This window comes from Brevinema andersonii, from assembly GCF_900112165.1.
Taxonomy (GTDB): Bacteria; Spirochaetota; Brevinematia; order Brevinematales; family Brevinemataceae; genus Brevinema; species Brevinema andersonii.
In genome coordinates, this window is the sequence record NZ_FOKY01000015.1 from 1 (window position 1) to 26,658 (window position 26,658).

Annotated in this window: 34 protein-coding genes; 22 read left to right on the top strand and 12 right to left on the bottom strand. The window is 42.0% G+C overall.

Annotation, left to right across the window (positions count from 1 at the left end):
• Positions 1-151: 151 nt before the first annotated feature.
• The 11 genes from BM018_RS05880 to BM018_RS05930 all read right to left on the bottom strand — a co-directional run bounded on the left by BM018_RS05880 (position 152) and on the right by BM018_RS05930 (position 6,385).
• A complete protein-coding gene (locus BM018_RS05880) occupies positions 152-640 on the bottom strand; it encodes a host-nuclease inhibitor Gam family protein (RefSeq protein ID WP_092319584.1) in 489 nt (162 codons plus the stop codon).
• A 21-nt stretch (positions 641-661) separates the two neighbouring features.
• Positions 662-1,564 carry an AAA family ATPase gene (locus tag BM018_RS05885; RefSeq protein ID WP_092319586.1) on the bottom strand — a complete coding sequence of 301 codons (903 nt, stop codon included), beginning with the start codon at positions 1,562-1,564 and terminating at the stop codon, positions 662-664.
• A gap of 25 nt (positions 1,565-1,589) precedes the next feature.
• On the bottom strand, positions 1,590-3,431 hold the full coding sequence (locus BM018_RS05890; RefSeq protein ID WP_092319588.1) for a transposase domain-containing protein: 1,842 nt from the start codon (positions 3,429-3,431) through the stop codon (positions 1,590-1,592).
• On the bottom strand, positions 3,431-3,883 hold the full coding sequence (locus BM018_RS05895) for a hypothetical protein (RefSeq protein ID WP_092319590.1): 453 nt from the start codon (positions 3,881-3,883) through the stop codon (positions 3,431-3,433). Before BM018_RS05895 ends, BM018_RS05890 begins: the two co-directional genes overlap by 1 nt.
• Positions 3,861-4,115, bottom strand: a complete 255-nt coding sequence (locus tag BM018_RS05900) for a hypothetical protein (RefSeq protein WP_143280438.1) — start codon at positions 4,113-4,115, stop codon at positions 3,861-3,863. The genes BM018_RS05895 and BM018_RS05900 overlap by 23 nt, the downstream gene beginning before the upstream one ends.
• Entirely contained in the window at positions 4,081-4,362 is a 282-nt protein-coding gene (locus tag BM018_RS05905) for a hypothetical protein (RefSeq protein ID WP_143280439.1), read from the bottom strand. The genes BM018_RS05900 and BM018_RS05905 overlap by 35 nt, the downstream gene beginning before the upstream one ends.
• 52 nt (positions 4,363-4,414) lie before the next feature.
• Complete coding sequence (locus BM018_RS05910; protein WP_092319597.1) at positions 4,415-4,618, bottom strand: hypothetical protein; 204 nt, start codon at positions 4,616-4,618, stop codon at positions 4,415-4,417.
• Positions 4,619-5,059, bottom strand: a complete 441-nt coding sequence (locus tag BM018_RS05915; RefSeq protein WP_092319599.1) for a hypothetical protein — start codon at positions 5,057-5,059, stop codon at positions 4,619-4,621.
• 97 nt (positions 5,060-5,156) lie between these two features.
• Positions 5,157-5,390 (bottom strand): hypothetical protein, encoded by a 234-nt coding sequence (locus BM018_RS05920; protein WP_092319601.1) that lies wholly within the window; start codon positions 5,388-5,390, stop codon positions 5,157-5,159.
• Positions 5,380-5,628 (bottom strand): hypothetical protein, encoded by a 249-nt coding sequence (locus BM018_RS05925; protein WP_092319603.1) that lies wholly within the window; start codon positions 5,626-5,628, stop codon positions 5,380-5,382. The genes BM018_RS05920 and BM018_RS05925 overlap by 11 nt, the downstream gene beginning before the upstream one ends.
• Before the next feature lie 22 nt (positions 5,629-5,650).
• The gene (locus tag BM018_RS05930) at positions 5,651-6,385 is read right to left on the bottom strand and encodes a KilA-N domain-containing protein (protein WP_092319605.1); all 735 of its coding nucleotides are present in this window, start codon (positions 6,383-6,385) and stop codon (positions 5,651-5,653) included.
• Between the two features lie 470 nt (positions 6,386-6,855).
• Between BM018_RS05930 and BM018_RS05935 the strand changes: the two genes are divergently transcribed.
• The 3 genes from BM018_RS05935 to terL all read left to right on the top strand — a co-directional run bounded on the left by BM018_RS05935 (position 6,856) and on the right by terL (position 9,696).
• Positions 6,856-7,551: an XRE family transcriptional regulator gene (locus tag BM018_RS05935; protein ID WP_092319607.1), complete on the top strand. Its 696-nt coding sequence runs from the start codon at positions 6,856-6,858 to the stop codon at positions 7,549-7,551.
• Positions 7,552-7,714: 163 nt separating this feature from the next.
• The gene (locus BM018_RS05940; protein ID WP_092319609.1) at positions 7,715-8,167 is read left to right on the top strand and encodes a helix-turn-helix domain-containing protein; all 453 of its coding nucleotides are present in this window, start codon (positions 7,715-7,717) and stop codon (positions 8,165-8,167) included.
• Positions 8,168-8,169: 2 nt separating this feature from the next.
• Positions 8,170-9,696, top strand: coding sequence for a phage terminase large subunit (gene terL, locus BM018_RS05945; RefSeq protein ID WP_092319611.1), 1,527 nt, complete (start codon positions 8,170-8,172; stop codon positions 9,694-9,696).
• Positions 9,697-9,962: 266 nt separating this feature from the next.
• Here terL and BM018_RS05950 read toward each other — a convergent pair whose 3' ends face one another.
• A complete protein-coding gene (locus BM018_RS05950; protein WP_092319613.1) occupies positions 9,963-10,430 on the bottom strand; it encodes a Panacea domain-containing protein in 468 nt (155 codons plus the stop codon).
• Positions 10,431-10,724: 294 nt separating this feature from the next.
• Between BM018_RS05950 and BM018_RS05955 the strand changes: the two genes are divergently transcribed.
• The 19 genes from BM018_RS05955 to BM018_RS06045 all read left to right on the top strand — a co-directional run bounded on the left by BM018_RS05955 (position 10,725) and on the right by BM018_RS06045 (position 26,529).
• Positions 10,725-13,325 (top strand): phage portal protein family protein, encoded by a 2,601-nt coding sequence (locus BM018_RS05955; protein ID WP_159428207.1) that lies wholly within the window; start codon positions 10,725-10,727, stop codon positions 13,323-13,325.
• Between the two features lie 179 nt (positions 13,326-13,504).
• Positions 13,505-14,851 (top strand): DUF2586 domain-containing protein, encoded by a 1,347-nt coding sequence (locus BM018_RS05960; RefSeq protein ID WP_092319617.1) that lies wholly within the window; start codon positions 13,505-13,507, stop codon positions 14,849-14,851.
• Between the two features lies 1 nt (position 14,852).
• Positions 14,853-15,323 (top strand): hypothetical protein, encoded by a 471-nt coding sequence (locus BM018_RS05965; RefSeq protein ID WP_092319619.1) that lies wholly within the window; start codon positions 14,853-14,855, stop codon positions 15,321-15,323.
• Positions 15,324-15,333: 10 nt separating this feature from the next.
• Positions 15,334-16,287 (top strand): hypothetical protein, encoded by a 954-nt coding sequence (locus BM018_RS05970; protein ID WP_092319621.1) that lies wholly within the window; start codon positions 15,334-15,336, stop codon positions 16,285-16,287.
• Between the two features lie 11 nt (positions 16,288-16,298).
• A complete protein-coding gene (locus BM018_RS07860) occupies positions 16,299-16,619 on the top strand; it encodes a DUF2190 family protein (RefSeq protein WP_092319624.1) in 321 nt (106 codons plus the stop codon).
• Between the two features lie 22 nt (positions 16,620-16,641).
• Positions 16,642-17,583 carry a hypothetical protein gene (locus BM018_RS05980; protein WP_092319626.1) on the top strand — a complete coding sequence of 314 codons (942 nt, stop codon included), beginning with the start codon at positions 16,642-16,644 and terminating at the stop codon, positions 17,581-17,583.
• Between the two features lie 146 nt (positions 17,584-17,729).
• Positions 17,730-18,170 (top strand): DUF1320 domain-containing protein, encoded by a 441-nt coding sequence (locus tag BM018_RS05985; protein ID WP_159428208.1) that lies wholly within the window; start codon positions 17,730-17,732, stop codon positions 18,168-18,170.
• Positions 18,164-18,610: a phage virion morphogenesis family protein gene (locus tag BM018_RS05990; RefSeq protein WP_092319631.1), complete on the top strand. Its 447-nt coding sequence runs from the start codon at positions 18,164-18,166 to the stop codon at positions 18,608-18,610. Before BM018_RS05985 ends, BM018_RS05990 begins: the two co-directional genes overlap by 7 nt.
• A 1-nt stretch (position 18,611) precedes the next feature.
• The gene (locus BM018_RS05995) at positions 18,612-19,097 is read left to right on the top strand and encodes a hypothetical protein (RefSeq protein WP_092319633.1); all 486 of its coding nucleotides are present in this window, start codon (positions 18,612-18,614) and stop codon (positions 19,095-19,097) included.
• An 83-nt stretch (positions 19,098-19,180) separates the two neighbouring features.
• On the top strand, positions 19,181-19,513 hold the full coding sequence (locus tag BM018_RS06000) for a hypothetical protein (RefSeq protein WP_092319635.1): 333 nt from the start codon (positions 19,181-19,183) through the stop codon (positions 19,511-19,513).
• A gap of 29 nt (positions 19,514-19,542) precedes the next feature.
• On the top strand, positions 19,543-19,749 hold the full coding sequence (locus BM018_RS06005) for a hypothetical protein (protein ID WP_092319637.1): 207 nt from the start codon (positions 19,543-19,545) through the stop codon (positions 19,747-19,749).
• Position 19,750: 1 nt separating this feature from the next.
• Positions 19,751-21,673: a phage tail tape measure protein gene (locus BM018_RS06010; protein WP_092319639.1), complete on the top strand. Its 1,923-nt coding sequence runs from the start codon at positions 19,751-19,753 to the stop codon at positions 21,671-21,673.
• Between the two features lie 2 nt (positions 21,674-21,675).
• A complete protein-coding gene (locus BM018_RS06015; protein ID WP_092319641.1) occupies positions 21,676-22,098 on the top strand; it encodes a hypothetical protein in 423 nt (140 codons plus the stop codon).
• 152 nt (positions 22,099-22,250) lie between these two features.
• Positions 22,251-22,811, top strand: coding sequence for a hypothetical protein (locus BM018_RS06020; protein ID WP_143280442.1), 561 nt, complete (start codon positions 22,251-22,253; stop codon positions 22,809-22,811).
• Positions 22,808-23,386: a hypothetical protein gene (locus BM018_RS06025; protein ID WP_092319647.1), complete on the top strand. Its 579-nt coding sequence runs from the start codon at positions 22,808-22,810 to the stop codon at positions 23,384-23,386. Before BM018_RS06020 ends, BM018_RS06025 begins: the two co-directional genes overlap by 4 nt.
• Before the next feature lie 77 nt (positions 23,387-23,463).
• Positions 23,464-23,862 carry a GPW/gp25 family protein gene (locus BM018_RS06030; protein WP_092319649.1) on the top strand — a complete coding sequence of 133 codons (399 nt, stop codon included), beginning with the start codon at positions 23,464-23,466 and terminating at the stop codon, positions 23,860-23,862.
• Positions 23,863-23,974: 112 nt separating this feature from the next.
• Positions 23,975-24,946: a baseplate J/gp47 family protein gene (locus BM018_RS06035; protein ID WP_159428209.1), complete on the top strand. Its 972-nt coding sequence runs from the start codon at positions 23,975-23,977 to the stop codon at positions 24,944-24,946.
• Complete coding sequence (locus BM018_RS06040; protein ID WP_092319653.1) at positions 24,939-25,466, top strand: hypothetical protein; 528 nt, start codon at positions 24,939-24,941, stop codon at positions 25,464-25,466. Before BM018_RS06035 ends, BM018_RS06040 begins: the two co-directional genes overlap by 8 nt.
• Before the next feature lie 79 nt (positions 25,467-25,545).
• Entirely contained in the window at positions 25,546-26,529 is a 984-nt protein-coding gene (locus BM018_RS06045; protein ID WP_092319655.1) for a phage tail protein, read from the top strand.
• Positions 26,530-26,658: the final 129 nt, after the last annotated feature.

Below are 26,658 nucleotides of genomic sequence, written 5' to 3' on the forward strand. Positions count from 1 at the left end.
AAGTCAATCAGTTCAGAAAGACGTTCGGGGTCGAGTTCCTTACACGACTCAACCCCGAAATTCTCCCTTAATAAACATCGGTACATATCGTCATCCAGATGTATTCTCTTCTTAAGAATATGCACTAACGCTATTTGCTTCTTATTTCTATTTATTGAAGACATTCTGTTTTGACTTCTATATAAAACGTATCCTTTTCTTTCCGGGATAACCCAATTTTTTCTAATGCTTCCTGACTCCAAGAACTCAGGGTGGATTTCTTTACTGTTTTTCTAATATCAATGCATTCCATTCTGCCCATATCTTCAAGTGCTTCAATAATAGAAGCCATCTTTGCATTTGGAACCACAACCTCCGTACTCTTTCGATAGCCTATCGTTGCTAGCGGTAATTCATAGCTTCTCTTATCGTTTGTGATGAGTTCTTCTTTATGGTCATCCGCATAGGATTGGATAACCATTTTGAGAGCTTCTTTTTGGGCTTTCGTAGGCGCATTCTTAACATCATATTTTCTCTTAATCTCATCTAACTCTTTGTTCATCAAGGTTTCTTGTTTTTCCAACTCTCGTTCCAAATGGACATACGTATTTGTTACTTCTTTTAATTCTTCGTTATTCTTGATAGTTTCTATACTTTTCATTATGGTTTCCTTATTTTTTTATTAATGTAATGTTTTCACATAATTTTTAATAGCACCCGCTGTTACTTTTCTTCCCGTATCTTGTTCATAGTTCACCATATCCTGCATCAGGAGAAGCAAAGTCCGGATCGTACCCCTTGAACATTCAATGTACGCCGAGCAGACATCGTCCGAAACATCGGGTATACAGACTTGGACTATCTGTTCTAAATCATTCACAGAGGGTTGGTTGAGGTTATAAGAAATCATACGGTTCGCAATCTGTTCAAATCCATTTCTCAAAGCGACTAGGTTATGGTAGAGTTTAGGCATCCCAACCAGCACGACAGGGTTTTGGGCTTCATCGTGAATCCTCCGGATAATATCCAAACTTCTCGCTGACAAATACTCTGCTTCGTCGAAAATAAGAACACGACCGGTAGACTTTAATTTATTAATAATACGGTTCGTAATTTCATAATTCGACCCTTGCACGCTGACCCCCATCGGTTCAGCAATCTCTCTCAAGATAGACGATACAATAAAATCTGGGCGTATCTTGACCAGAACGGCAGTGGGGTGGTACTTTATGAATTCCTCTAACGATTTGGTCTTTCCAATCCCGCTTTCCCCGTACAGTACAGTAATCCGTGGGATGTGTACGCTGGTCGCATTGCTTAAGGCATACGCTACCTTTTTAGTAATAGAGTTTTCTATGAATTCCGGGGCTTGAAAGAGTAATTTTCTTTTTTCTTCCCTGCGGTTAATCACATCTTCACACCGTGATAAAATATCGTTGTAGGATGCATTATATTTTTCCAATAACACATTGCTGATCGTTGTCCGGGAGAGTCCCGTCTCCCGGGCTAAAGAACCTTGGCTTTCTCCCGTTTCTTCCAAATATCTCCGGATTGCCTCTATCCTGTCTCTTATTCCTTGCTCCATGCACTCCTCCTTTATATCTTTCTTCCTAACAGTTAAAGAGGTCGATAACAAATTCTCCTCCCTCTTCCTGGTTCTTCCTCTTTCCTTTATGATTATTTTCTTCCAAGACTTTTGTTCTCTCTTCCAAGAGAAGAGCCGACGCCTGACTCTGAATTTCTTTTATTTTCTTATGCAGTTTCTTCTTATCTTTTTGCATACGTGACAACTGTTTATACGCTTCCTTCGTTTGTATGGAATGGATATCATTAAAGTCTGCTGCTACCAGCTCTTCCGCCTTAGTTAACAGTTTCCCTTCAAGGAAAATATAGGATATACTAAGGTTCTCAGGGTCCAAAGCAACTTCTACCCTTTCTCCCACATAATAGAGTAAGGAAGGTGCCACATATTCCCGGTTCCGAACACGGACTCGTCCGCCTGCCATGACCGTACGTAATTCTGTGATAAATTCCAACCTTAATTGTGCCAGCATTTCAGGATTAGCATGCCGTATTTCCTGAATATTCTGTTTCCACACCTCGTACGGCGTTTTGTTCCCAATCCCGGAATGGGAATCTGTATTGTATTTAAAGATAAAGGCATCCAAGGCTTTCCGATATTCCTCTAGGGTGAGAATGTGTCTCATTTTTACTGCTCTCTGCGTTTCCTCAGGCTTGGATAAGATATCCTTACCAGCATAACCGGGAAGAAATTTAGAAAACCCGTTGTCCAAGGTGCCCCAGAACCGCTCAACGCTTTTCTCGCGCGCATTATGCGGACGGGCATTCATGACAGAACATCCCAGCATGGCATAAACCTTGATCCTGTTCTCGCTCTGAAATTTTTCCGAGGTTCTTTTATTCATATAGGCTTTCCCATTATCCATATAGAGCGTTTGGGGAATGCCGTACTTCTCGACTGCGTTACAAAGCGATGTAATCACAAGGTCAGTGTTTTCGGTAATATCTACCGCATAGCCCATCACCATCCGGCTCCGTTCATCCATCCATACCACCACAACAGGTCGGGTGATATTTCCATACTCGTCCATGATAAAGGTATTGGCATCATGTCCGTCGGATACCCAAACCTCATTCGATGATAAACTTTCTCGACTTCTCGTCAGGTAAGGCCGTACTTTTTCCCTTTCCCCTTTATTCCCCCGCGCTTTTAATAATAATCCCGCACTCGTTTGTTGTTTAATGAAATAGGTCACTATTCTTAGGGTTAACTCCTTTTTTAATTTGTTTTTCGTTTCTGACAGACCATTTTCATGGCTGCCGACCATTTCTAAGGCCGCTTTGTGGATAATATGAGAATAAATGCTTCGGACAGACCGTTGGTTTTGGTCCATATAGGCTTTTAATACAAGATTTTGATAGGACTTGGGAAGCTTGGTCGCTCCTTTCCGGTGCACGCCATGGCCCGTGGATAAGGCCGTCAGTCCCCCTTTAGCATATTTCTTTTTCCAATAAAAAAGAGTTCGTGGGCACATCTTCGGAATAACTGCTAATAACTCAGGGCTTGCTATCTCGGACCAATGCTGGATAAAATACTCCAAAGTCTCTTTCTGAGTTCTAAAATTCTCTCTATGCTGTTTGAATAGTTCCAATACCGTGAAACGGGCGTCGGCTATCTTCCTGTTAAACGGTTCTAATTCTAAAAGGGATTTAGGCTCACGGAGGATCAAGTCCATGGATCGAGAAGGAGGATCCACTTTAACCCGTATCGGCAGAGGCAGAAGAGAGACCATAAACCTTTTCTCTCTTGCTCCACTTTTCTTTGTTTCTTTGTACTCCCAGCCACCTTCTAACGCCATGCGTTGGGCTTGTCTTAGGGATATTCCTAGCTTCTCAGCTATCTGTTTACTGGTCACATACTTTTCTCTCATCACAATACCTCAAGAAGTTTGTAACGCATAATACCATACCGGCGTACCCCTAACACTTCTAAAACAACATCTCTCTCGAATAATTCCAGGTCCATACGGTGAGGAATAAGAACATCAATAATGCCTTCCTTGGTTTCTACCTCCAGGAAGCAGAGCGATGTCAATGTGTGTCCGCACGTCTTTTTTTCTTTTCTCACGGCAGATGCATAACCGGACAGGGTGATTCGGGATATTTCCATATCGTCGTAGTTCCAATCCTGTTTTCGAGGAACCTTATATTTATACAAAACATCAGGGATATATTTTCTTAAAAATTGATAGACATATTTGGGATTCATTCCGAATTTCCCGGTAATGTCTTGTGTAGTAAACGACTCTAAGGTATGGATATAAGCGCGGATGTATTTTGGGTTATATTTTCTATTCCTCTTATTCTTCTTGTTCACCATCATTGCTTGTCTCTTTTTCTTTCTTCCTTTTCTCTTGGAGGTAATAGCGTTCGGACAAGGAAAAGACTTTTCCTGCACTCCAATGGTTCCTGCCGTCCTGTGTGCCTCTTAATTCTAAAAATACAAAATTCTTCTCATTTAATGGGGAAAGTAAACTGCTTCCCGGTTCACGGAACATGACCACCATATTCTGAGGCTGATTAACGAGATACATCCTCAATTCTTTGACGGTCATCTGCACCTCCTTCTCTCTCCTTAGGGGATAAGGAGAGACGTTTTTGTACCTGACGGGTTTGTTCTAAGAGATCGGAAAGACAGGATAACGTTTCCTTCGCTTTTCTTTCTTCCTCAAACAAAAGATTCCTCACATCCTGAAACACGGATTCTTGCTTGTCCTCAGAGAGCTGATTACTGTTTCCCATCGTCATCGTTTGGTCTAAAGCCGCATGCACGCGTTCTTCCATGGTCTCTAAATCTCTCAAGGAGATCTCTAATACCTTCTCTAGTCTTATTAATATCTCGTTCTGTTCCATACTACGCTTTTCCTTCTTTTTTCTTTCCTGCTCTCTTGATGAATAGACTCTTACTTAAGAGCTCAACGGAATATTCGTCCTCCAAGCCAGAAACCAGTGCTCGTCTCTTTTGTTTACCTTTTAACCTCTTAAAACGTTCCCGCACTTCGTTTTGCTCCTGTTCTGTCAGTTCATAAAAGGTAGGGATTCTACTTTTGTCGAACATCTAGTCCCTCTCAAACCAACTGTTCATTGCTCTTATCGTACATTGGTAACGAGACATCAATCTCTTTTTTGTAAACTCTCTGGCTTTATCCAGAATAGCATCAAAGATATTCAGTACATCATCCAGGGTTAGTGCATACTCTTTCTTTAATTCTGGGAGTACAGATTCGCACTCTTTCATTAAGAGACTATCCTGAATTTTGGGAGCCATGAACTTAAAAAATTCGTAATGTTTGATGATGACATGAAATTCTCTATAGGGTAAATCCATAGTCTGGAAGCCTGAGCTTCTGAAGCTCCCCTCTTTACACCAGACCACAATACCAAGATTAGGCATCACAATTTCCGGAAATTCTTTTTCTTTTAAGGGGTATTCTAACACAATGTCAGGAACCTGGAGATAAGTCGCTTCCTTTTTTCTATTCATCAATCTACGTTTCATGGATACACTCTCCTTTATCATATTGCTACGCCCCTTGAGGACTCGAACCTCAATGTATGCCTTCGGGGCTTCCCCTTTTCCTACCCATGAAGATGGGCTAATCTTCCCAACGTGCCAAACGCCGGCCTAACTTCTTCCTCTCTTTCTTTTGCTTCTCTACTATTCCTAATCTCTCTTGTTGATACGCATACCCTGCCTCAACAATCCTATCCTCTAATTCTGTTTTTCTTCTATAGAGTATAGCTCGTTCTCCTGACCCCTCCTTAAGGGCCTTCAGGATATGGAGCAGTTCGTTCCTATCCCTCTCTATCTGTTCTTCTTTACCGTTCATACTTTTGGGCCTCCTGGCATTTTTTCTGGTAAATAAGCCCTGTTCTTTGTTCCACTTTTTCCAATCTCTCGGTCAGGAAGCTTAAGTGTCTGTAAGCATCTTTTAGGTGAGACGCCGTTACCAGGATGAAGAATAATAAGATACCAAAACTGATAACTCCCCATAGAATAAGCACAGGATAACGGTATGTTTTCAAGGTATGACCTATCTTTTTCAAGACCTCTCTTATTTTTTCCATTCCTTTCCTCCTTTTTTACTCTTTATTGTTCTCTCTGGGTTTCTAAGAGAGGGGCGTGCAGGAGAGCCTCAAACTCTAGGAAAGAAACACAGGTCTTTGCTTTTTCTATTAATCCTTTCACATATGCTTGGACTTTTTCTGTCCCTTCGTCTGTCAGGAATTCATAGAGCTCGGCTTTTTTGTTATACACCCTGCGTCTTCTGCGAATCTCTTGTGACGCTCCTGCACCCAACGCATTCTCATAAATCCCGTTATTAATATGCGTAGGTGTCGTCTCCTGTCCATACAATCTTTTCATTACTTGATACCAGGCTCGAGGAAAGAAACGGTAATTTTGATAGCTTCCAAGATAAGGAGACCACTCATCTTCCCATGTTGTTTCCTCTGTCCCATTGATCCAATTGAGCACTATCCCCGTCACGAACACCGCAAACTTAGGACTCAGCCATTGCGCTAAATGAATAGCTACCTTAGGGTGCACATAGGTTCCTTGTTCTTGTGGCGTTCCTCCTTGTCTGACCTGAATTAAGCCCGTGGCCGGAATACCGGCCACGGAGGAAATACTGATATTTCCTATACTTGTTCCCGTTATCGGAATTCCCATAGACCCCGACAATTCTCCCAAAAACTCCTTTGTAGAATCATTACTGATATAATGATTCCACCGTTTCCCCGCAGACTGGCAGAGGGCGGTGGCATTAATATACCCATCTTCTCTTTGGATCAAACACATCGTATCTTGTTCTATCACTTTCATCGTTACCCCCTTAAACAAAAATTTCTATGGAGCCCGTTACGGGAATCCCCGTAACGGAACTCTGTTCCTTGAAAATCACTATTGAGGGACGTTAGCGGGAATTCCCGCTGACCCACAACTTTTCTCCTTTTTTTCTATGACCCACCTCCTTAAACTCCCACCATAGGATTGACTTTTCCTCTTTTTTCTTGGATAATTAGGATAAAAACAGCCGTAAAGACCCGGGCTCCTCAGGTTCCAGATGAGGAGGCTATCTCCCGTTCTTTACGGCATTGAGTAGAGAGTTTAAGGGGTTTCTATAAACCTTCTTTATCTTATTCTATAATAACGTCTTCTCTCCTCTGGAACCTTTCTCTCAACTCTGTTTTGTTGTTCTCACAACTAAAATATCTTATTTAAGTATATACTCAATATGAATATTTGTCAACATTTTTTACAAAATATTTTATTTGAGTATAAAAGAGGTTTTTATGTCTGTAGGAAAAAGACTTAGGCAAGCTAGAAAGGAAAAAGGGATAACACAAGTAAAATTGTGTGAAATCCTAGATATACCTCAATCTAATCTTGCAAGATATGAAAATGATCGAGGTCATTTAACCTATGAAAAATTAGATAAAATATCCAAAATAGGTATAAATATAGAATGGCTAATCACAGGGAAAGGAGAAATGTTCCGTTCGGGAGGAGAAACAGGTGTAACAGTAACAAACAATAATACGGAACTAGCAAAAACGGAAAAGAAAGATGTAGTCAAGATACCTTTGTTGGATGTAAAAGCATCAGCGGGACTGGGATTAATTAACTATCAAGAAGAGATTAAGGACTATATAGGGATCCCTATCCGGTTTTTGGGAGGGTATTTGCCCAAAAGTGTTGCTTTATTATTTGCTAGCGGAGATTCCATGGAGCCTGTCATACAAAGCGGGGACTTACTATTAGTATCCCCTAATGATAAGGAACTGATTAGTGACAGCATCTATATTCTCCGAGTGTTTGACGAGCTTCGAGTGAAAAAGTTAATCAGAAGAGTAAACGGGAATATTCTTATCAAGAGTGAGAATCCGAATTACGGGAGCGAAGAAATATTACCTACAGAATGGGAGGACAATAATATTGAAATTGTAGCCCGTGTTATCCGAGTAATCCGTTCCATAGAGGCTCCCTAGGGATTTCAATAAAATTCAGATTTGATTAGAGGTCAACGGGAATTCCCGTTGACCTCCTTTTTTCTTATTCTGAATAAAATTATTGCGTTTTGGACATTTTTACAGCCCTTTTCTGCTATAGTATTGGTATATATATGGAATAGAAAAAGATAGGAGCAGTCTCATGATGAAACAAGTGGAGAAACTGGGACAAGCCATAAGTTTATATTCAGAAGGGATGACACAGAAAGAGATAGCACAGGTGTTAGATGTCCATCCTCAGACCATCAGTATCTGGAAAAACCAATACAAAGGAACACCACTAGATTGGGATATTAAAAGATTACAAGTCCAGGAAAGACGCAAAGCGTTTCCCGCCTGGATAGAAGAAAAGATTGACGAAGCAATGAAAGATATCGATAGGGCGATCCGGGAAGGCATCCCGGAAGAAGACTATATTAAACGCTTGGATGCGTTCATCTCGATGAAGAAGAAATATGATATTGCTATCGACAAGTTAGGAGAAGCGAAAAGGGTTATGGAACACTTCATCCTTTTTGTTAAGGAACACCATCAAGATGTAAAGGATATTATCAAAGAAACCATCGCCCGCTATCTCCGTCAGGTAGGACAATAATAATGAAAAAACTAACGAGGCAACAATACCTCAAAACCATTCCGCTCCTCTTAGACCTCATGGACTCAGAAACAACTCCCGTGGGGATTGCCGGGAAAGAGAAGAGGAAAAAACAGGCGAAGCACGACTTTTGGTTTTTCTTTTCCCATTATTTGCCTCATTATGCAGATCAGAAAAGTCCGGAGTTTCACCGGGAGATGATTGAGTTGTTAGAATCAGAGAAGACAAGGATAGCAATAGCGGCTCCGAGAGGATTTGCGAAATCGGTTCTGGTGAGTTTTGCCTATGTTGTCTGGTGTATTTTATTCGAGAAACGTTATTTTGTTGTTTTAGTCTCGGCAACGGATGCTCTTGCTAGAGATTTATCCGATTTTATCCGTCTCGAGTTTACCGACAATCATAGGATTCTCGAAGACTTTGGCTCCCTGCTCTTAGGCCAGGGGTCGGAAGACGACTTTACAGCCAACAAAACGAGGGTTTTGGCCCGAGGGAGAAAGCAAGCGGTCCGAGGATTTAGAAACCGTCAACACAGACCCGACCTCATTATTCTGGACGATATAGAGAAAGACGAAGAAAGCATGAGTCCCAAAACGATTCAAAAAACATTGGACGTGATCAATCGCGGGCTCGTCCCCTCCTTAAAATCAGGCGGGAAAATTGTGTTCATCGGTACGATATTGAGGAAAAGAAGCGTCTCGGGCACCTTATTACTCAGTGAAGAGGAACCTTGGAATATGTGGGAACGAAAAATTTATCGTGCCCTAGAACCCGACGGGAACGGAGGGGAAAAGTCTTTATGGGAAGAACGGTTTTCTGTCGAATTCCTTCAGGAACAGCAAAGAAAGATAGGACTTTCTGCTTTTCATGCAGAGTACCAAAATATGCCGTCGGACGAGGAAAACTCCCTGTTTACGGAATCCATGATTCGAGAGGGTCAGAGAGAAGTAGGCGCTCCCATGGCTCTCTTTATTGACCCGAGCGTGGACGGGATTAAAGCCAACGACTATAAAGCGGGCGTACTGGTTTCGAAGAATCAGGATGAGTTTATTGTGGTGGATGCGGTGATGGGTCAAGGGAGCGACCACAAATTCTTTGAGAACATCATTAATCTCTATCAAAAATACCAAGACTCTATCCTTATCGTTGCTGTAGAGAGCAATGGATTTCAGGCGTATTTCTTGAAAGAATTACAAGCCTTTGCAGAGAAGGAAGGTGTCGCTTTGCCCCTGCATGCGATAAAAAATACCTTGAAGAAAGAGCATAGGATCACCAAGCTGGTTCCTTTGTTTGAAACCAACAAAATAGTCTTTGATGGTGAATTAATAAGAAGCAAAACAGGAAAATTACTGATAGAACAGCTTTTATATTTCCCGGATTCCGTAGTTCATGATGATGGTCCTGATGCTTTAGAGGGGGCCATACGGGTATTGGAAGCACGAACGAATACAAAGTCTTCCTTTATCCTTCTCCCAAGGCCGGAGAAAAGAACATTCCCGCATACAATGTTCCAGACTCCCGGATTCTTTTAGTCCCGTATGGGCAGGAGCAAGGTGTTATTCGGAGAACCCTACTTAAAAAGATACGACAACTTCACGGAATATTTTTAGGCCTTTAGACTCCTTATAGGGCGAGGAAGAATATTTCCGCAGGATAATGAGAAAAAAATCATTCTTACACTTTCTAACACTCTTCTAACACCTTTCTAACACTTTTGGGATTCGGGATTTTTTGAAAAACATCCCGGACTATTTTTAGTCCGGGTATTTTAGAAGATTGAAATTCTAATTTACTCATTTTAACCTTTCTGTGCATTCTGTAAACTCTTTATAAATTTATCAAATTCTTCTTTAATATAATCTTTATCTATAAAATTTCCCCATATATCTGATTCTCTGTGTGCACGATCCCAAGTACTTCCTTCCCTATGAGACCACTCTGATAACGTTTTAGCTCCATATTGTCCAAACCCTCGGACTACCCTTTCAATAGTTTCTTGTATGTTTTCATCATTTATGGGAGGATATTCTTCCCTTAAATCTAGTTTTCCCTGTTTATATAATTGTAAAACAGAATTAAAAACAGGACCAAAAGGCAAACATAAAGGTTCTTCGTCAAATAATACTTGACTATTTTCTGATAAATAAATTCCATAAACAATGTAAAGCAGTTTTTGTAATTTTGTAATATTGATATTCCAATCGTGTTTCTTACATTTTCTAATAATTGCTTTTGCGATCTCTATTGCTGAGTATTCTTTACTCATAAACTACTCTCCTAGTTTATAAATATTTAATTTATAGAGGAAGAATATTGCCGCAGGATAATGAGAAAAAAATCATTCTAACACTCTTCTAACACCTTTCTAACACTTTTGGGGTTCGGGATTTTTTTGAAAAAACATCTTATTGCATTTTGGACAAAACTTCTCTTGTTTTCTGTTATGCTAGGTGTGTATTAAAGTTATTATCAAAAGAAAGGATTGTAAACAAAGATGAGAGCGGAAAGACAGAATAGAATACAGGGATTAGCATCATCAAAGTTATTACAATATTGGGGTATGGTTCCTAATCCCAACCGAGACTTTTTCCGGAAGTCCGGGGTCAGCCCTTACCAGGCCTTAAAAGATATCACCTTTGTTCCCGAAGTAGAAGCCGCCATCATCGCAAGGGAAGCAGCCGTTATTGGGGACGAATTCGCCATCATCGGAGACGATCATAAAACGGTGGATTTCGTGCAGAATAACATCTTGGATATTCATCCCCGAAAAGTATTCCGTGCTATTTATGAAGCAGTATGGCATGGTTTTACCGTGCTGCACCACCCTATGATCAAAATAAACAGGCAGTGGCTCTATGAGTCTGTCGAAGCCTTACCCAACGACTGGTTTTCCTTTAATGAGGAACGAGAACTGGTGCCTGCCCATAATACCAAAGAGAAACCGTTCATCCTGACCCTAGGAGATATCCATAAAGAGGGAGAGTTAATCCCCTATAGGAATTCCTTCCTGAATCCCTATGGGGACAGCCAGTTAGCCCGGGTCTTTTGGCCGGCTACTTGGCTCCGAGGAGATATGGAATATTGGACCAGTTATATTATGCGGTTTGGAGATGACTCTATCCTAGCCAGCACGGATATCTCGACTCCGCAGAAGAGAGCAGAAATGCTCCAAGCGATTACAGAATTCCGGTCTTCCGGCGGCATCGTGGTCGACGGTTCCGATAAATTCGAAATTCTCAAGACAGAGAAAACAGGCACGAGCACCTTGTTCAAAACCTTTTACGACGTGTGTTCAGAACAGATTAACAAATTAATCTTAGGACATGCTTCTGCCCTGAATTCCACGCCGGGAAAACTGGGCAATGACCAAGGATTAAACATGGTCCGTGAAGATATTATGGCAGACGACAAAAAATTAATCCAAGACGTCATGAATAGATTGGTGACACACCTCTGTCTTGTCAACGGTTTTAAGGAAATTCCTACCTTTCGTTGGGTTCCGGAGAAAGAGGACGAGATGGCGAAAATCAATAGAGACCAAAAGCTGGTTGCTATGGGTTTTCAATTGAGTGAAGCCTATATCCGTCACGCTTACGGGTTTAATGAAGGGGATATTACTTTAACGGATATCAATAAAGTCCATAAAGGTATCCCTTCTTTTGCAGAGGGATTTCAAAACAAGAAAGACAGGCTTAATGAAGAATATTTCGGAAACTTGGATCAACTGTTCCAACAGCGTTTTAACGGTTTTACAAGACCCTTTCAACGCTGTTTTAACAGCCTGATAACATCCTTTCAAGGAGTAGAATTTTGGGAAGATGCCTTGGCGAAAGCAGTGACCATAGGAGAAAAATATCCCTTCCCTTCCGAAGGGTTGGCTCTGGACCTATTAATATCAGAAGCGATCGGACGTCAGCAAATTGTACAGAGAGTTAAAAGTTTGCGGAAAGCAGAGTTTTCAGATTTTTCAGACAAAAATACGGTCCCGTATTTCTCAACGTTTGAGGAAGCGAAAAATTGGTTTACGAAGAAGAAAGTACTCAGCAACACAGCATATAACAAGCTGGAAGAGGAACTCAAACAATACGCGTTCACGGTGACAGGCTTGGCCAAGACAGAGCAGATAGGAAAAGTCCTTGATACCTTAGTAAAATCTTATGATGAAGGTCTCTCTTACTATGAATTTAAGAAGCAGTTAAAAGGGATTTCTGAAGAAATAGAAAGGATAACAGAAGCACAGTTACAGCTTGTGTACCGTCAGAATATGGCAAACGCCTTTTCGGAAGGACGCTTTAAGCAGATGATGCAGGCCACGGATGTTTTCCCAAATTGGGAATATATCACCATAGGAGATGGTAAGGTAAGACCTTCTCATGCCGCATTAGACGGGCAGATACGACGTTATGATGACCCATTTTGGAATATGTGGTACCCGCCTAATGGATTTAACTGTCGCTGTGTTGTGGAAGTAACGGATAAAAAGGCAACAGGACAAGGAATTCCTGAATGGAATCCTGCATTAGAAGCCCAAGCAGCAGAGATTGGGTCACCGATGCGGGGACAGGATTATGGAGGAAAGATTCTCCCAGAAAAAGGTTTCCAAACCCATCCCGCAGGCCTTAGTTATTGGATTAAGGATAAAGTATTAGAGAGCCATTTATTGGATTTAAGAAACAGTAAAGAAGAGTTTGGGTTCGGAGTCCCAATTTTAGGCGGACGAGCACTCACTCCTTGGGATACGGAAAAAAATAATATTTCTGCAAAGCCCCGGTCTTTGAGAAAAAATAAGGCGATGGAAGTTTTGGAAAACCAATTAACCCATCATAGGATTATGGATCAATATGGCAGTCCTGTGTTTATTAATCCTGAATATTTGGTGGAACACATGGAGAAAGATTGGGATATACGGAGCAGAGCCTTGCCTTTGTTAACAGAGATATTGCAAAAGCCTACTGAAATTTGGATTCAATTAGAGCGGCAAGAAAAGAACAAAACCGTGATATGGAAAAAACGTTACCTTGTTAATATCGACCGCCAACCTTGGTGTGGGTTGGTAGAATATCATAGAGAAACATCTTTCTTGCCCATGCTGGTGGGTTTATTTCCCATTGAAGAGGTCCAACAGTTAAAGCGATTGAGAACAGGTGTGCTAGGAAAATAAAAAAAAGAAAGCATCTCTCTGCTTTCCTTAAATTAATTATCGCATAAAAAGAGAGAGAGAGAAGTCAAGGAATAAGAAAAAATATTTTATCAAAATACATTGTGGAAATACTTTTGCTTTTCCCATCCTTGGAAGCAAAAGTACATGCGTCATCCTGACGCAGGGGAGGTAAAAGAAAAATGTGGTCGAGTGTAGAAGAAAAAATCACAGACGGGGTGAGTGGCTTGAGTCCTAATACTCAACCGGTTGCCGTTCTTGTGGGAACATGCAGTAAAGGAACGGTGAATTTCCCTATATCTTTGGGGAAAACGTCCCAAACGGAAGAAGTATTAGGTTATGGGAATCTTCCCCGCCGCTTGACAGAGATGCAGGAGAATATGGCTGATGTGAGTATTATTGCCGTTCCCTCGAAAGCGGACCAAGCAGGAAGCATTGGCAGTGTCAAGAAAAAGGGAAGCGGGAATCTCACCGTTTCGGGGTCTCCTTTATGTTCCGCTTTGGTGAATGTAGTCACGGTAACCCCAGGACAGGCAGGAACAGCAGAAGTATGGATCGAAATTTTTGGGGACTGCAACAAAGAGGAAACCGTGTTGGTTCCTACTAATAGAACCATTTTCTCAAAAGAATTAGGGATCAGTATTCTCTTTCCTGAAGGGACATTAACCCTGGAAAATTCTTGGAGCTTTTCAATTACCGCCCCAGCATCGACGTTCAATTCCTTGAAAGCAGCGCTGGATACGGCGTTAGAGCTATACCATCCGGAATTCGTCTTTGTGTGCCAAGAGTTGGGTGCAGAGGATGTAAAGAAATGGGAGGCGTACACGGAAAAATTGTTTAGTGACCAGCACCAGCCTCTCTTTGCTCTCTTGGAAACGGGTTTAGACAGCACCAAAAGTCTTTCGGAAGCTATATCCCAGAAAGTAAAAGAATTCAAGAAGATTGATGCCCGTTTTGTATCCGTTGTATGCCAACCTCTGCAAAACTATCAGTCAGCTGCTGCTTTGTGTGCAGGGACGTTAACGAAAGCATCGGTGAACCAAAGTATAGGAGCTACCAAACATTTTGGTTTATCCCATATTCAGCTACCTAAAGACTGGACGAACCACCAGTCTCGGACCTTGGATGAAGCGCGGTTGATTACCTTGAGAACTTATCCTGGCTTAAACGGATATTTCTGGACGAATGGACGCACCTTAGCGAGCGACACTTCGGATTATCGATTTATTGAAGTGGTAAGAACAGTGTTCAAGGCGATAAGATTAGCGCGCCGAGCGAGTTTACCTTATATCCAAGCGCCGGGAGACAAAAGCGGTCTCGAATCTTTACTCGCTGAAGTACGCATGGCCTTAACGGTGATGACCGCTGCGAATCCTAAAGAGATCGAAGACTTTGTGGTAGAGATGCCTAAGGGACAGGATATCGTTAATAATGGAGTGCAGATTAATATTGCTCTGTATGGCATTCCTATTATCCGTAAGATTGTTCTTAATTTTATGTTCAAATATCATCAGAGAAGAGAGGATTAATATGTCTATCATGGTCAATGGAAAACAATGGGATTGGGGCGATATTACCATTACGCTGGCTCCTTATACGCCTATGATCTTTTCTGCGCAAAGTATTTCTTATGAAGAAACTTTGGAAGCAGAAGCAGTTTATGGGAAAGGAAGAATGCCCATTGGATATGCGAAAGGAAATTGGTCGGCATCGGGGAAACTTTCGATTCTGAAAACAGAGTTTGAGGTGTTAGCGTTGGCTATCCCTAGCGGTATCCTGAACTTGGACCCCCGAAACGTGTTAATTAATGTTCTGTATGCCAATGCATTTGACAGCATTATCCCCGCAACCACGGAAACTTTACAAGGCATTCGGTTTACCAAAATATCCGATAATGCATCCCAAAATGATAAAGGTCTCAGCGTTGAGTTAGAATTCCTCATTTTGGAAAATATCTTAAGAAACGGTAAGGCAGCTCGAGGAAAGACCCTATTAAGTTAGTGAGGTACTTATGACAAAAATGATCCCTATCTTGAAGGTAGGAAGATATAAAGATTCTTCGGGGAGAAATTATGATATTACCCCCCATATGCTGAAGGAATTAGAAGAAACCTATCATCCCAATTCTGCCCCTTTGGTGAAAGGACATCCGAATCATGATGAACCGGCCTTGGGATGGGTCGACCAACTCAAAGCAGAGGGCGATGTCCTGTTGGCTTCTTTTTCTCAGGTAGCAGAAAGCTTTAAGAACGAAGTAGCAGAAGGACTGTTTAAAAACGTATCCGCAAGCTTTTTCTTACCCTTTTCTGAGGCCAATCCCACGAAGGGTCAATATAGCCTCCGTCATGTTGGAGCGTTAGGTGCATCCCGTCCTGCCATACCAGGATTAGGAACCTTGCAGGAAGCCTTGGCTTTTGCCGAACAGGACGATGGTTTGGTCTGTTTTTCTTCAAGCAATCAGGAAGATATTGAGGAAGATAACATGCATCACAATAATCATAACGGGAAGGAGGAAATAATGGAAGAAGAAATAGCAGTACTTCAGGAGCGGATAAAACGTTTAGAAGAAGAAAATAGACGCCTGATTTCGGAACGGGAAGCCCAGGAGAATAAGGAACAATTAGAATCCGCTATAGCGAAAGTTCAGGAAACAAAAACATTGGACGAAGAAGGAGCCAAAAATTTGCGAGAAAAAGCCATGGAATTAGTTCAGCTAGGCAAAACCCCTGAAGAAGCAGTGGCTGCTTTTGCAGAATTTTTACCGAATGCTGAACCCCAAAGAACCAACAGCCGTATCGCTCAAGCTCCTGTCCAACAAAGACATCAAGGGCTGGCCCAATTCAGCGAAGGAAATATCCCTTGGGAACATACGGAACAGTTCGCGGATGAAGTGGAAAAACTGTGCAAAGGCGGATTGAGCCGAATGGAGGCTTATCAGAAAGCCAAACAAAATTTAAGTAAGTGAGGTCATTGTTTATGAGTATCTATATCAATATATGGACCCGCAGTGTTGTGGCTGCGGTTGATATCCCCGAAGGGGTTTTTGTCAAAGAGGATGGAACCTTAGGCGGATGTAGCGGCGTTTCCGCGCATGCATGCAGCAAGGGGAATGTGGCCAGCATCCTCACGATAGGCGAGGCTACCGTTAAAGTAGCCAACAGTCAAAATATTTCCGCTGGTGATTGGGTAACGGGAGACAATTCAGGCTTGGCTACTAAATCCAGTGCCGTTCCTAACGCCTATTGTAAAGCCTTAACGGCCAGTAAAGAAGGACTGGTCCGTGTCCTCTTAAAATAAAAATAAGTGAGGTATTATAATCATGTCTATAATAAATAATTACCAGCCTATTCCTGCTGTGTTGGAACGGATTGCGAACGGGTATGCGAGCCAGAGAAAATTTGCCTATAACCTTTTACCCTTGTATCAAGCGGAGGTAGCTCGAGATTCCTATAAAGTCGCCAAATTCGGCAAAGACTTTCTCAAAACAGAGGATTTTCGTCGAGCTTCCGGAGCTGAACCGAAACGGGTGAAAGATAATATTGAAGGTTGGGCGGATATTGCCACCTACCGTTATACCGTAGAGTCTGCCGTCGATAGAGGCGATATGGTCACTGCCGAAGACGTTGTCAAAGCCGGTCTTTTAGCCTCAGAACGACGACTCACCCGAGCCTATGAACGCTTATTTAATTCTATCGAAGTCGAGCAAGTAAAAGCTGTGTCGGATGCTGCCCAATATCCTTCCGGAAACACTTCGACTCCAACAGGAAACAATGCGTGGAGCCACGAATCCTCAGACCCTGTGGCGCAAATCCAAAAAGCCCGGCAGGCGGTGAAAAGCAAAACAGGATTTTATCCCAACAAAATGGTGATCAGTGACCCCGTATGGCAGGTATTACGAAGAAAAGACAATCTTTTAGCCCATATGCCCATGACATCCTTAAAAACGGGCTTAACCCCCGAAGACTTTGGGAAAATTTGTCAAATCGATAGCGTGATTATCGCGGATAATATGGTGAATACCGGCCAACAACTCGACTTCACTTGGTCCAAAAACGTCATTCTCGCTTATGTCCCAGATACTATTTATACCTTAGATGAACCCGTATTTGGGATTACCATACGGGCTCCCTTGGGCTATAACGCGATGCGTTCTTACTACGATGACCGAACAACATCGGACGTGGTCGCTATTGACGAACGCATTGGTTGGAGCGTGGTTAATTATGAAGCCGGATATTTATTTAAAAATGTCATTAGTTAAATAAAAATACAAAAGAGACGGCATGCGGCAGAGAAAGCGAAAGTCATACAAGCCTATTCTCGGAGGCTCGGTTCCTCCTGCCGTCAATACCTATAAGGTCAGCAATAAGAATAACGAAAGGGATCATGAAAGAAAATAAAGAAATTGTGTATTGCTCCCAAGAAGATTTGTACGAAGCCTGTAAATCTAGTGCTATTGAAGGTTGGGCGAGAGATTTGAGCACGGAAAGCAAAGAGATAATCAACCACAGAATCCAATCGGCGATCATGCGGGCGACCGACGAAATGAACCTTTATCTTGTGAAAATAGAAAATTTTCCGTTGCCTGTGGTGCCTCGCTCGCTTCGAGATATCTGTGTAAAACTTAGTCTCTATAGCCTCATGTCTCGGAAAGGCTTAACGGAAGGCAGTTCGGATAACACGATTAAAATTAATAGGGATACGGCCTTGAAACAACTGGAAATGATTGCTTTGGGAAAACTAGATTTGGGCTTGAGTATAGAAAATACCCCCATGCCTTCGGTGGAGAATAAAGTATCTTCCCATTTCCCGCCTAATAAAATGAAACCGGGGAATCAGGGATGGTAGAAACAAAAATTGAGGGAATAGAAAAGATTTTGGAAAAACTAAGAAATACGGATATGAAACAAAGCCCCGTTTTAGGTCATGCGCTCGCTTCTTGGCTTACGCGGTCGGCAAGAATGCGCATCCTGAAAACAAAAACAGCTCCGGATGGAACAAAATGGACCCCTTTATCTCCTTCTACCTTAAGGAATTTAGAAAAAACAAAAGCCAGCGGATCTCTCCTTTATAGAACGGGCATGCTGCATCGGTCCGTCGGTTATCACCTGAGCCTATGGAGAAAAGGAGTGATTATTCTTGAAGATAAAATGAATTATTCCCGCTATCTTCAAGAAGGAACGCATAAAATGTTGGCCCGTCCTTATTTAGGGGTCAGTAAAGAGGATCATCGGAAACTGACGGATTTGACCTTGGAATATTTGAAGAAAATCTTGGGAGAAGATTAAGATGGTGGCGGAATTTCAAAAAATTCTCAAAAACATTGTTCTTGAAGCAACCGACATTTCCGAGGAATTTATTTACTGCACAGCGATTGGAGATAATGAGTACAATACACCGCCTTGGGTTTCTCTTTTACCGGAACCTGCAGTTTTCACGCCTGCATGGCATTGGGATAATGTCTTTGATAAAGGAGACTCTTTTATTAAAGTCCAAAGAAAATGGGATGTTGTCCAGCCCATGATGATTCATATTCGGACAACAGATAGATACAGTATTTCTTTGTATATCCATAAGATCCTGAAACTCATTCCTGGGAAGGTCGCCATTCATGATATGGTGACAACATGGGACGTTGTGCAGACAGAACATATTTTTGCTGCAGGCGAACTGGATATTTATGCGGGAGTGATTACCGTCCATATTGAATACGGCGTGTATTGGAACAGTGAAGAACAGAAAAGAATAGAAAAAATCAGTTTTCATCATCAATGATTAAAAAATAAGGAAATACTGTGCCTAGGCACATCCTTGTGCGGCACAGTACAGACCCATCCTTGGGTCTAGGGAGAGAAATTATGAGTAATCGAGAAAACATATGGCCCAAAGAAGTGATGGATGCTAAAGCATCAGGATATCGAGTGGTTAAGATAGCAAATGATGCAGGGCAGGAGTTTTATTTCCGAAAGCCGAATAAGGCAGAATTGTTGTTGTTTCAAGACCAAGCGTTAAAAGGCAAAGGAACAGCATCCGGACGCGTGGAAAAACTCCTCTCCCAACTCTTAGTTTATCCTATAGATAATACATTGATGGGTTATATAGAGGAAAAACCTTTAGCGGTGGGGGATATTTTTGCTGAGTTAATAAAGGATATGGGAGCAGAGGAAAATTTTACGGCGTTGGAGATTTAAAAAATCTCCGATCTATTCCCCTTAAGGTGATGGAAGCTCGGGTAAAAGCATTTTTAGGGGAAGAATTAATTCTTCCTCGGAACAATCCTTTAGATTACGTGATAGGACAGGATACACGGGAAGACAAGGATATGTTTTCCCAGCATGAAAGAGCCCGATTAGTCATGGCAGAATGGGAAGATATTATTTTCTCTGCTGTCGTAAGAGCCCTAGCGGCTTGTTTAGGAGAGAAATAGCATGGCAAAAAATTCAGCAAAATTCATTGTAGAACTGGAAGATAAGATTACAGGACCCCTGAAGAAAGTAGTGGCTAGTTTTGAGAATTTGGAGAAAGCGGAACAAAGTCTCAACAAACTCAAGAAAGCTTCTTTGGGCTTAGGTCTCGCCTTAGGCGCGAGTTTAGGCATCGCGGCCCATAAAGCGGCCAATTTCGAAACCGCTTTCGCTTCTGTAAAAACCTTGCTTACGGGTACAGCAGAAGACGTGTTTTCTTCAACCAAGGCGATAGAAAGAGCGGCGATTTCTTGGAGCAGTCTCCATAAACAAAGTTCAGAAGAATATTTGCAGGGAGCCTATCATATGCTCTCGGCAGGATTGACGGGCGAACAAGCCATTGCGGGGACGAACCAAGCCTTAGCCTTAGCAACGGCCACGATGGGGGATGCTACTACAGCTACTGCCCTTTTAGGAACCTTGTACAACAACTTTGGCAATAAAGCCCACGATGCCAATACAGAAATGACCAAATTAGCAGATACAGTGACCAAAACCCAGCAACTATTCCAAATTGCTAACCTCGGACAGCTGAACGAGGGTTTGAAATATGCGGCTTCTTCGGCACAAGCGTTTCGTGTCTCTTTTGACCAAACAGCCGCAGTGGTGGGACAACTCAATACTTTAGGACTTGCTGGCTCTATGGCAGGCACGGCGTTTAACGCCATGACCTCAAAACTTTCCATGGGAGCTGAAAAACTCGGATATAACATGGTCTATGCAAAGGACGGCGGTTTAGACTTGATCAAGACGCTAGAGAATTTGGCTCAGGTCGGAGCAGACGCCGACACGATTAATAAAATATTTGGCTTAGAGGCCGCTAAGGGAGTCAATTTGCTTATCGGAAAGATGGGAGATTTAAATAACAATTATCAAGAAGTACTCAATTCCTCAGGAGCAACAGCACAGGCTCAGAAAATTATGGAACAAACTGTTCAGTCCCAGTTATCGATATTAGGTCATAATTTTTCCAATCTGGGAAAAGGATTGGGCGACGTTTTATTGCCTGCAATGGACAAGGTTCTCCGGGTAGTAAACATCTTAGTGCGAGGATTGTCCACCTTAATTAATGAAAATAAACTCTTTGCTAAAGCCGTAGTCGTAACGGTGTCCGTATTGACGGCTGGAGCTTTAGCGGTCGGATTCCTGATGACGAAGAGCCTTGCCCTCACCTTAGTGACACATGGTTTGACAGCAGCGCAAACAGCTTTTGCCGGCGTACAGTCCTTTGTTTCTGCCCTTATGTCGGGGAAACTGATTCCTAACATGATACTTGCCAGCAAGAATGCCCTCATCATGGGAGGAAGTATGCTCAAAGCAGGTGTAATGTCGGCCGTAGCCTTTGTGTCGGCCAATCCGGCTCTCATGGCGATTTCACTAGCCTTGGGAGCAGTAGTCGCCAGTATTTTTTTCCTTTATCAAAACTGGGAAAGGGTGAAAACCTCATTTCAAGGCATGAATCCTATTCTGGATGCTGTCCTTGCGGGCATTAATAAAGTCTTTTCCGCTTTTACTTGGCTTATGGAGAAAGTTAAAGGCTTCTTTAAAATCCTTAAGCAGCCCATACCGGACACAGTGATACCGAAAACGTCATCAATTCCTCAAATTCCCGGTACAGGCACTCTATTCCCAATCTCACCATCCTTGCCTTCTGAGCATGGAGCCTTTCTCCACGCTAATGCTCAAGAATTTTCTCATTTCCCCTCATTCCCAAGAGTGAAAGCATTAGCAGAAAAAGTAAATACGGGCATTAAGCAAGTTTTTAAACCACAAGCAACCCCTTCCACGAATACAGTTATTAATATAGAAACTGTGCAGATAGCGGACGGCGTTATTTCCGACCTCAACGACTTTATCTTACAACTCAATAATGCAGCGAGGAGGTAGAGATGCTCTTAAAAGCGGACGATAGCAGCGGTATCATAAAATTGGGAGATGTTATGCTCCCAGGAGTTTTTCAAAGCTTGAGCGTCAATGGGGAAATTTTAATTGACTCAAGCAATTCAGAAGGAAACCAAACGCCTCGTAAGGTGATGCGGGGATTTCAGGATAAGAAAGTGTCCCTTCGTTTACTTCTTTTGCCCACGGAAAATACCACGGTTTACGAAGCGTTGGAAGAATTGGAGACACTTTTTCACGATGCCAATAGTGGCGTGCCTAAGGTTTATACCTTAATTAACAAACATACGATGGCACGGAATATAGGAAAGGTTATTTTCCAATCCTTGTCCTCTTCGGAGAATAATCAAGGAGAATCTATGGAAATCCTCTTGAACTTCGAAGAATTTACACCTGCGAGTTATCTCTCATGAATACTGTATGGAAAGTAGAAACATTCTTAACAGTTTCAGGGAGAAATCTTAGGAGAAATTTTAGTTTTACTGTTATAAACACGGTAGGTAGTACAAGAAAGACTGCCAGTATAAGGATAAAGAAACACTATTTCCTCGCAAACGAGATAGAAATGAACTCCGGAGATATATGCCGCATTACTGTCTCTGTTAATAATAAAAAAAAGGTTCTTATTTTTTCTGGTAGTATAGAAACAGTGATGACAACATCGAGAGACATCATTATTGAAGCATCCTACCATCTCTTTGATGATAAGGACATGAACGAGACGTTCAAAGATACGTCTTATCAAGATGTGTTCTTAAGACTGACGGATAAACTAGAATACAGAACAGAGGATTTTACCCCAAGGCAGATTGTACTAAAAGGGAACAAAGAAGACAACGCCCGGAGGCTCTTACAAAGCTGTTCTCATGCTCTTAGAAGGCCATTATACTGCTATTTAAATGCCCAAAATAGACTAATAATTACAGACAATATGGGAAAACACAAGGCCAATATTTTTATTATTGATAATGTGTTAGTCAGTGTTGGGAGGGTACAATTTGTTATTTTTCCTATTCCAGAGATAGAAATAGGAGATAGAGTACGGTTAAAAGGTAAGGAATATAGGGTGAAAGCGATAACATATGACTTTACAATGAAAGCGTTCATGCGTCTGGAGGTTTTGTGATTTTAGAACAGTTAGAAACCGTAATACGGAATATTATAGAGGAATATGCCTTTCCCGTATTAGCAAAGGTATCAAGTATAGATACCAAGAATTATACCTGCGACTGTAAGGAATTAACAAATACGGGAGAAGAGACGGAAACAGTGTATACCCGGGTTTCTATTCCAAAATTTTGGGGCACGGCGCAAGGAGGTGTTTGGATGTCTCCCTCAAAAGGGGCGATTGTTCTCCTTAATTTCCTTAATGGAGACAGGAATGACCCCATTATTGCAGCAGTGATGGGTACTTCTACAAAAGAAAATGCTCCTGAGGATACTCTGATGGTCAAGTCTGGAAACTCAGAAATACGGATGGGGAGCCATATAAAAATAAGATCCGGAACAACAAAAATTGCCCTTAACAGCAATGGGACTATAGGCATAAAGAACAGTGATACATCGCTGGCTCAGCTCTTAAAGGATATCGTAAGCAAGATTTCTTTAGTAAAGACGGTAGACGGAAAGTCCCTGAGTCCTGATGATGTGACAAAACTGCAGGCTTTGTCCGTGAACATTAGCAGATTATTAGATTATTAAAGGATTAAAGGGACACATGCACCCTTGACATCCCTGTCGGGTGCAGTGCGCGCCCATCATGGGCTTGGGAGATTAATATGGTAAAAATTACCGATATCGCACTCACTACAGAAGGAGAGATTAGCTTAGAGTACGACAACATAGGGTTGGTCTCAGGAACAGAATGTATTTTACAGGATATTAAGACGAGACTCATGACAGATAAGAGAGCGTTGTTCTATGACCCAAGCTTTGGGTCGGGACTTCTCCGTTACATCCATGCGTCGGCAGATGAAGGAACCTTGCTGGAACTGAAAGCTGTGATTAAGGAAGCATTAGAACAGGAACCAAGAGTCAAAGAAGGGTCCGTAAGAGTAAAAACCTTCTTAAATAAAGAGGGGGTGCTTTCCGCGTCTATCACTTTGACTCTAGTGGATGACAACTCCCTTAACCTTATCCTGTCTCTCGATAAAGAAATAACTCTATACGAGGCCTAAGATGTTTATGAAGAAAACAAGAAAAGAAATTGCCCAAGAGATTATCAATGAAACTGCGAAAACCATCCCCCAAATCACTAATTACCATACGGGCGGGGTATTCCGCCTGTTCGTGGAAACGGTAGCTGCCTTTATTTTCCATATTTATGAATCGTTAAATCATCTCCTTCCCAATCTCTTTACGCATAGCGCCTCAGGAAATTGGCTGGACCAACATGCGGAGCAAGTAGGTCTTCATAGAATACAATCCCAATCTGCTGAGGGATATGTTATATTCTCCCGTACAGATACAACAGGGAATCTTACCATTAGCAAAGACAAAGTAGTGGCCACGAAACCCAACACACAGGGAAAAGTGTTACGCTATCGTGTAAAAGACAGTATAGTCTTAAAAGATGGACAAACGAATATGAAAGTATGGGTGGTTGCTGAAAATCCTGGAAGTTCCTATAACGTGGGAGCAGGACAGATTACAGAAATGTTGACTCCGATTTCTGGAATTGACGCTGTAACAAACGCATCAGACTGGTTAGAAACCATAGGGTTAGATAGAGAAAGTGACAACTCTCTGAGAGAGCGATGTTTGGCCCAGTGGCAAGGATTAAGCGGTGCCAATGCCGCTGCATACATTGCCTGGGCTAAGCAAGTTCCAGGAATTGAACACGTATTGCCTATTGCGACAGCTAGAGGTTTGGGAACAGTCGACGTTGTCATTACAGGAACAGGCAATACACAGCCTTCGGAAACAGTGATTTCCGAAGTACAGAAAATTATTGATGCTCATAAACCGATTGGAACCGATGTGTTAGTCAAGGCTCCGGAAGAAATTTTTATTAATCCTATTGTTTCCATCACGGCAGACCCTCATTCTTTTGTCGATACCGAAGAAGTAAAGGGAATCATTACTGCTTTCTTTAATAACATGCCTATAGGCAAAGATTTTGAACCTTCAGAATTGGTTGCTACTGTTTTCCAATCAAAAAATATTAAGGCAGCAACGGTTGTTCGTCCAGGAACAATAAACATTGCAAATATTCAGATTGCCCGAAAAGGGATATTGGAGGTAGAGGTAATCAATGAATGACTTTATCGCCTTCCTTATTTCTCTTAACATCCCTCTTTATGCAACGTCGCAGGTATTCCGGGATTTGTTTACGGCTATCGCTATGCAGTTTAACAAGTTGGATAAAACAGTCATAAAGTTTGTGAGTCAAGGATTTCCGCAAGACACGAGTTTGCTTGAGCATATCGCGAAGGATAGAGATATTGTTCGACTGCAAGGAGAGAGCGAAGCGTCTTACCGAAACCGTGTCACCTATGCTTATCTATTCCGGAAGCAGAGTGCCACAAACTCAGGGATTACTGCATTAATCCAAAGAATAACCAATAAACCCTTTGTTATCCGCGAGCTTTTTCGGGAAACATGGGTCTTGGGGAATGTTCGGGAAAAATTAGGGAAAACAACCATATTAGGCTCGCCTTTAGATCGGTTTTTCTTCATTGTAGCCTTTCAAACATCGTTGATGAAAGAAGAAAGAACATATATTCAACGAGTGATCCATCTCTACAAACCAGCGCATAGCGGGTTTATAATTAAAGATTAAAAATATAGAAATACTTTTTCCATGCCCATCCTTGGGCGAAGAAGCACACACATCATCCTGACGCAGGAGGATAAAAGATATGGCAAACTTAACAAAGCATCATTACTATAAGGGGGAAATTGTTTCCCCAGAAAATCTCAATGAATCCTTTTCCTACCCTGATAAGATAAGAAACAGCATCGTTTCCGAGATATTAGGTCATGGCATTATCCATGGGTTTGAAGTGGTTAAGAGCAGCAGTATGGAGGTTAAAGTGAAGCCGGGACTAGCATACAACCGGTCAGGAGAACGCCTATTTCTTGATAAAGAAAAATCGGTAAACCTCAATGACTACCTTCCTACAGCTAATACACAAACAGTATCTCTAGGTATTAAACCGGTCTATCTCAAGACCAATCCCGCAACGAATACGGAAGGAAAAACAGTGTATACAACGTGGATCCCTTCTGTTTCCGTGTCTGTTAGTTCCCAATTATCGAGCGAATATTTTGTTCTGGCCTCAATTCATATGGATCCTCAAGGGATTGTCAGCATAACTCCAGCATCTCGGATTTTTACTCTGCCCCTTATTGACGATATCTGTAATCCTGTCGGCACAGTAAAAGCTATGATGAGGAAAAATCCTCCTTCATCTTCATGGCTGTTAATGGACGGACGTCAGCTACCCAAAGAGAAATACCCTGAATTGTACGCACTTTTTTCCGAAGAAATACCATCTCTCATTGTGAATGACACGACCCTGAAACTTCCTGATATGACAGACAGAGGAAGATTTTTAAGGCAGGCTCCTGCAGGAACGGATATCAATGTGATGCAGGACTGTAAAGTCCAAAACCATGCTCACGATCTCACTATAGGAAGTCATAGCCATGGAATTACCGACTTTCCTCGGTATGGTTCTGCTTACTATGGAAAGTTAAATGGGTTCAGAGAATATGGACAATACAAGCAAACGGAATCGGTAGACTTAGGAACGAAACGGTCTAGCTATCCCGTAGAAGGCGGAGCAGAAGAAACAAGGCCCTATTCGCTAACTATTAATTACTTTATTAAAGTCCGTTAAACATAAGGAAAATATCCTTTTGAGGAGGGAACAGTGAAATTATCGATTAAAGCATCGGTCAATCAAGAGGTGAAGGATAAAGCCGAGTTTTGGTCAGGACTTGACCCCTTGAACAATACAGGTACCAGG

What these genes read in the sequence shown, in the direction of transcription:
- BM018_RS05935 (WP_092319607.1), top strand. Translation starts at nt 6,856, where the DNA reads ATGTCTGTAGGAAAAAGACTTAGGCAAGCTAGAAAGGAAAAAGGGATA.
- BM018_RS06015 (WP_092319641.1), top strand. Translation starts at nt 21,676, where the DNA reads ATGCTCTTAAAAGCGGACGATAGCAGCGGTATCATAAAATTGGGAGAT.
- BM018_RS05900 (WP_143280438.1), bottom strand. Translation starts at nt 4,115, where the DNA reads ATGACCGTCAAAGAATTGAGGATGTATCTCGTTAATCAGCCTCAGAAT.
- BM018_RS05920 (WP_092319601.1), bottom strand. Translation starts at nt 5,390, where the DNA reads ATGAACGGTAAAGAAGAACAGATAGAGAGGGATAGGAACGAACTGCTC.
- BM018_RS05940 (WP_092319609.1), top strand. Translation starts at nt 7,715, where the DNA reads ATGATGAAACAAGTGGAGAAACTGGGACAAGCCATAAGTTTATATTCA.
- BM018_RS05970 (WP_092319621.1), top strand. Translation starts at nt 15,334, where the DNA reads ATGACAAAAATGATCCCTATCTTGAAGGTAGGAAGATATAAAGATTCT.
- BM018_RS05990 (WP_092319631.1), top strand. Translation starts at nt 18,164, where the DNA reads ATGGTAGAAACAAAAATTGAGGGAATAGAAAAGATTTTGGAAAAACTA.
- BM018_RS06010 (WP_092319639.1), top strand. Translation starts at nt 19,751, where the DNA reads ATGGCAAAAAATTCAGCAAAATTCATTGTAGAACTGGAAGATAAGATT.
- BM018_RS05980 (WP_092319626.1), top strand. Translation starts at nt 16,642, where the DNA reads ATGTCTATAATAAATAATTACCAGCCTATTCCTGCTGTGTTGGAACGG.
- BM018_RS07860 (WP_092319624.1), top strand. Translation starts at nt 16,299, where the DNA reads ATGAGTATCTATATCAATATATGGACCCGCAGTGTTGTGGCTGCGGTT.
- BM018_RS06040 (WP_092319653.1), top strand. Translation starts at nt 24,939, where the DNA reads ATGAATGACTTTATCGCCTTCCTTATTTCTCTTAACATCCCTCTTTAT.
- BM018_RS05950 (WP_092319613.1), bottom strand. Translation starts at nt 10,430, where the DNA reads ATGAGTAAAGAATACTCAGCAATAGAGATCGCAAAAGCAATTATTAGA.
- terL (WP_092319611.1), top strand. Translation starts at nt 8,170, where the DNA reads ATGAAAAAACTAACGAGGCAACAATACCTCAAAACCATTCCGCTCCTC.
- BM018_RS05885 (WP_092319586.1), bottom strand. Translation starts at nt 1,564, where the DNA reads ATGGAGCAAGGAATAAGAGACAGGATAGAGGCAATCCGGAGATATTTG.
- BM018_RS05955 (WP_159428207.1), top strand. Translation starts at nt 10,725, where the DNA reads ATGGTTCCTAATCCCAACCGAGACTTTTTCCGGAAGTCCGGGGTCAGC.
- BM018_RS05930 (WP_092319605.1), bottom strand. Translation starts at nt 6,385, where the DNA reads ATGAAAGTGATAGAACAAGATACGATGTGTTTGATCCAAAGAGAAGAT.
- BM018_RS06045 (WP_092319655.1), top strand. Translation starts at nt 25,546, where the DNA reads ATGGCAAACTTAACAAAGCATCATTACTATAAGGGGGAAATTGTTTCC.
- BM018_RS06020 (WP_143280442.1), top strand. Translation starts at nt 22,251, where the DNA reads ATGAACTCCGGAGATATATGCCGCATTACTGTCTCTGTTAATAATAAA.
- BM018_RS05995 (WP_092319633.1), top strand. Translation starts at nt 18,612, where the DNA reads ATGGTGGCGGAATTTCAAAAAATTCTCAAAAACATTGTTCTTGAAGCA.
- BM018_RS05910 (WP_092319597.1), bottom strand. Translation starts at nt 4,618, where the DNA reads ATGTTCGACAAAAGTAGAATCCCTACCTTTTATGAACTGACAGAACAG.
- BM018_RS05890 (WP_092319588.1), bottom strand. Translation starts at nt 3,431, where the DNA reads ATGAGAGAAAAGTATGTGACCAGTAAACAGATAGCTGAGAAGCTAGGA.
- BM018_RS05965 (WP_092319619.1), top strand. Translation starts at nt 14,853, where the DNA reads ATGTCTATCATGGTCAATGGAAAACAATGGGATTGGGGCGATATTACC.
- BM018_RS06000 (WP_092319635.1), top strand. Translation starts at nt 19,181, where the DNA reads ATGAGTAATCGAGAAAACATATGGCCCAAAGAAGTGATGGATGCTAAA.
- BM018_RS06005 (WP_092319637.1), top strand. Translation starts at nt 19,543, where the DNA reads ATGGAAGCTCGGGTAAAAGCATTTTTAGGGGAAGAATTAATTCTTCCT.
- BM018_RS05925 (WP_092319603.1), bottom strand. Translation starts at nt 5,628, where the DNA reads ATGGAAAAAATAAGAGAGGTCTTGAAAAAGATAGGTCATACCTTGAAA.
- BM018_RS05895 (WP_092319590.1), bottom strand. Translation starts at nt 3,883, where the DNA reads ATGATGGTGAACAAGAAGAATAAGAGGAATAGAAAATATAACCCAAAA.
- BM018_RS06030 (WP_092319649.1), top strand. Translation starts at nt 23,464, where the DNA reads ATGGTAAAAATTACCGATATCGCACTCACTACAGAAGGAGAGATTAGC.
- BM018_RS05960 (WP_092319617.1), top strand. Translation starts at nt 13,505, where the DNA reads ATGTGGTCGAGTGTAGAAGAAAAAATCACAGACGGGGTGAGTGGCTTG.
- BM018_RS05915 (WP_092319599.1), bottom strand. Translation starts at nt 5,059, where the DNA reads ATGAAACGTAGATTGATGAATAGAAAAAAGGAAGCGACTTATCTCCAG.
- BM018_RS05880 (WP_092319584.1), bottom strand. Translation starts at nt 640, where the DNA reads ATGAAAAGTATAGAAACTATCAAGAATAACGAAGAATTAAAAGAAGTA.